This is a genomic window from Streptomyces sp. NPDC056128 (assembly GCF_042263835.1).
Lineage (GTDB): Bacteria > Actinomycetota > Actinomycetes > Streptomycetales > Streptomycetaceae > Streptomyces.
The window spans coordinates 1-2,499 of sequence record NZ_JBHJVQ010000081.1 but is presented as its reverse complement, the minus strand read 5'-3'; the positions used below and the strand labels follow the sequence as shown (position 1 = coordinate 2,499).

Annotated in this window: 2 protein-coding genes and 4 pseudogenes; 2 read left to right on the top strand and 4 right to left on the bottom strand. The window is 66.5% G+C overall.

Going from position 1 to position 2,499, the window contains the following annotated elements; all coding sequences use genetic code 11:
- Positions 1-611: pseudogene (locus ACFC1X_RS40690) on the top strand (IS5 family transposase); the annotation flags it as partial.
- 15 nt (positions 612-626) lie between these two features.
- Here ACFC1X_RS40690 and ACFC1X_RS40685 read toward each other — a convergent pair.
- Together ACFC1X_RS40685 and ACFC1X_RS40680 are read right to left on the bottom strand one after the other, a co-directional pair.
- Positions 627-824: pseudogene (locus tag ACFC1X_RS40685) on the bottom strand (integrase core domain-containing protein); the annotation flags it as partial.
- A 72-nt stretch (positions 825-896) separates the two neighbouring features.
- Positions 897-1,062 (bottom strand): annotated as a pseudogene (locus ACFC1X_RS40680) (IS481 family transposase); the annotation flags it as partial.
- A 74-nt stretch (positions 1,063-1,136) separates the two neighbouring features.
- Here ACFC1X_RS40680 and ACFC1X_RS40675 point away from each other — a divergent pair.
- Positions 1,137-1,582, top strand: a pseudogene (locus ACFC1X_RS40675) (IS5/IS1182 family transposase); the annotation flags it as partial.
- Positions 1,583-1,605: 23 nt separating this feature from the next.
- Here ACFC1X_RS40675 and ACFC1X_RS40670 read toward each other — a convergent pair.
- Both ACFC1X_RS40670 and ACFC1X_RS40665 read right to left on the bottom strand, forming a co-directional pair.
- On the bottom strand, positions 1,606-1,770 hold the full coding sequence (locus ACFC1X_RS40670; RefSeq protein WP_376364794.1) for a hypothetical protein: 165 nt from the start codon (positions 1,768-1,770) through the stop codon (positions 1,606-1,608).
- A 299-nt stretch (positions 1,771-2,069) separates the two neighbouring features.
- Positions 2,070-2,499: transposase (locus ACFC1X_RS40665; RefSeq protein WP_376364791.1), on the bottom strand; the 430-nt coding region annotated here is incomplete at its 5' end.

The window sequence follows — 2,499 nt, the reverse complement described above, 5'->3', positions numbered from 1 at the left end:
TGCCGCCGGTGCGAGGAAGGCACCGCCGGACGCGTCGCCTCAAAGGGGGAATGTCCGAGGGACGAACCAGGTCGATCCGGTACTGCGGAAACTCGTCGTCCGGCTGGAGGAGGTGGTCAGATCGGCGAGTGTCTGGGACGCTCCCGCGGCGGATTCACCACCAGAATCCACCTTGCCGCCGACGGACGATGCCGGCCCCTCGCCCTCGTCCTGACACCCGGACACTACGGTGACGGGCCGCAGTTCGAGCGAGTGCTGGAGCAGCTCTCCGTGCCCCGCATCGGAGTCGGCCGACCCAGGACCCGGCCCGACCATGTCCTGGCGGACAAGGCCTACACCTCTCGGAAGAACCGTCGTTACCTGCGACGACGCGGCATCCGGCACACCATCCCAGAACGCCTCGACCAGCAAAGACACCGCAAGAACCGGGGATCACAAGGCGGCCGACCCACAGCTTCGACAACGAGCGCTACAAGAAACGCAACACCGTCGAACGCACCATCAACCGCCTGAAAGGCTTCCGCGCCGTCGCCACCCGCTACGAGAAACGCGCCTACATCTACCTCGGCACCGTCACCCTCGCAGCACTCGCCATCTGGCTCCGAACATGATCCGAGAAACAGCGCCTAGGTGTATTGACCCGCAGCGTTGTTCACGCGGCTGATGGGTGGGTGGCCGCCGAGTGCGGTGTGGCAGCGGTGGTGCTTGTAGGTGTGGACGAAGTCTGCCAGGGCTTCGGACCGTTCAGGGTTGCTGGTGTAGGGCCGCAGGTAAGCCCATTCGTCGAGCAGGGTGCGGTTGACGCGTTCGACCTTGCCGTCTGGGGTCGGTAGGCGCGAGTCAGTTTTTGGGGCTCGTGCCGAGGTCGGCCAAGGCCTGCTGCCAGGCGAAGCTCTTGCGATAGGGCCAGGCGTTGTCCGTCAGGACCCGTTCGACGCGGTCGATGCCGTGTGCGGTGAAGAAGGCGGCGGCCCGGCGGAGGAAGGCCGCGCAGGTGACGGCCTTCTCATCGCCGTGGATCTCGCTGTAGGCAAGCCGGGTGCGGTCGTCGACGGCGGAGTGGATGTAGTCGAAGCCCATGTTGCTGCGGGTGACGCGGCCGGCCTGGCGGCCCCAGGACCTTGTGTCCGCCGGGGACGTCCTGCCGGGCCCATCAGCACGCGGCCGGCGCTCGCAAGAAGAAGCCACGTGTCCCGAAACAGGGGACGACGCCTCGGCACCACCGCCCCGACGAAGGACTCGGACGGTCTGGGGGCGGTCTGACCTGCAAGCCGCAGATGATCGAGGTCCTCGAACAAATCCGCGTTCCTCTTCCCCAGGGCGGTCGCCCCCGCACCCGGCCGGACCACTTGGGCGGCGACAAGGCATACACCTCACGTCGGAACCGGCGCTACCTGCGAAGACGCCAGATCAAGCACACCTCCCCGAACCGAAGGACCATCGGGCCAACCGCAAACGCCCTGGCAGTGGAGGCGGCCGGCCCACCGGCTTCGACAGCGAGATCCACAAACGCCGCAACGAAGTCGAGCGGACGATCAACCGGCTAAAGACCGTCACCACCGCGGCTATCCGGCTATGGCTCGGCGTCCGAGCCTACCTGCAGTCTCAGTCCCCCAGGAACCACAGGTACAGGCCCTGTCTGTCGAGAACCACCTGCCCCAGCTCGAGCAACTCGCGCGCGAACTCATCGGTCAGCGCGCCTGTAGGCAGCTGCGGTGCCTTCTCCAACAGGGTTGAACCTGCCGGTGGTTGAAAACGGTGTCCGCGCATGGCAACAGGTGTCCCAGCATTGGAAACGCTCACTGATCAAGACCAGCCAGCTCAGGACCCCAGACCACACCGTGCTTCGCGCGGGCCTTGATCGTGCCGTTCTCGCCTCGGACCGGGAGGTTAAGCACGGTCAGACCCTATGGCCTCATGATCCGCCGGACACTGCCCAGTAGTGCTTCGTCAGGTTCTGGGCGGTCTGCGGCGGGTTTGTGGGCTGGGTAGGAGACGGCCGCAGGTGGTGCATGCACCGGTCCAGCACCTCAGCAGGTCCTGAAGAACGTCGAGGACCTGATAGAGGGTCAGGCCGGTGTGTGCGCTCTTGGGTCGAGCCGCCTGAGGGTGAGGAATGCCTGGGCGGCGGTGACGAGAGTGACGTGGTGGTGCCAGCCGCGCCAGGTGCGGCCCTCGAAGTGGTCCAGGCCGAGGCCGTGCTTGAGTTCGCGGTAGTCGTGTTCGATCCGCCAGCGCGTCTTCGCCCACCGCACCAGGTCAGCGACCGGTGTGCCGGCAGGCGGATTCTCCGGCCATTCGGCCAGGAGTGTCTGGATGGGCAGGACGCCGTCCCACCTGCTACGGCCCCGCCCGCCCGCCTTCTGAGCTGCGGCCAGGGACTGCTTGCCCGCGGGCCGCACGGTAAGTAGCTGTTGTCGTTCCGATCTTGAGAGGCGGGCGTCGAACGGGAGTCTCGATCGGGTGATCGCGGCGGACAGCGAGCATGAAGGCAGGGCC

Excerpts from the sequence above, each read along its gene's own strand:
- ACFC1X_RS40670 (WP_376364794.1), bottom strand. The coding sequence starts at position 1,770 with ATGCGCGGACACCGTTTTCAACCACCGGCAGGTTCAACCCTGTTGGAG.